This is a genomic window from Staphylococcus sp. EG-SA-2, from assembly GCF_017152085.1.
The window spans coordinates 1-601 of record NZ_JACYHC010001309.1; the positions used below are offsets into that span (position 1 = coordinate 1).

Genomic DNA, 601 nt, shown 5'->3' on the forward strand with positions numbered 1-601 from the left:
TTTGTGCATAAAAATAGTGTCACCACTCATAGCGATAACACTAGCAATTGATGCCGCTAAGGCATCGACATAGATATTAATTTTTGCAGGATGCATTTTTAGCATATTGTATATTGCATGCCCTTCAAATACACTGCCTCCAGATGAATTTATATGAACATCTATTTCACTGATGTCTCCTAGTTCATCTAGTTTATTTTTGAAATCTGTAGCAGTTACATCACTTTCAAACCATTTATCACTTACAATATCACCATAAATAAATATTTCACCTTTACTTTTTGATTTTCTTTTCATTTGAAAATACTTAGCTTTCATTGACATTTTTATCACCACCTTTCAAAGATTTTCTTAATTCAAGTGGCGTGTCAATTGGGTATAAATCACCGCTTATTAGCGGCTTATCTCCACCTTCAACTGGTGGTAAATCTTCCCACTCTCTAATGTCATTTATAGTGTAGTAACCACTACGAACTGCTTTAAAGTACACTTCTGCTTGTGTTGCACTATCAGCCCTTAAATAAGATTTAACGTTAAATTTAAAATACCTATTTTTTTCTCTGTCTGTTTTAGTAAGTAGTTTCCGATTAAATTCTTCTTC

2 protein-coding genes are annotated in these 601 nt (G+C 32.6%); both read right to left on the minus strand.

What is annotated here, in order from left to right:
- The coding region (locus IDG60_RS21005; protein WP_031764754.1) for a head maturation protease, ClpP-related at nucleotides 1-324 on the minus strand (324 nt) is incomplete at its 3' end.
- Nucleotides 308-601: phage portal protein (locus tag IDG60_RS21010; RefSeq protein ID WP_206161155.1), on the minus strand; the 294-nt coding region annotated here is incomplete at its 5' end. The genes IDG60_RS21010 and IDG60_RS21005, both read right to left, overlap by 17 nt.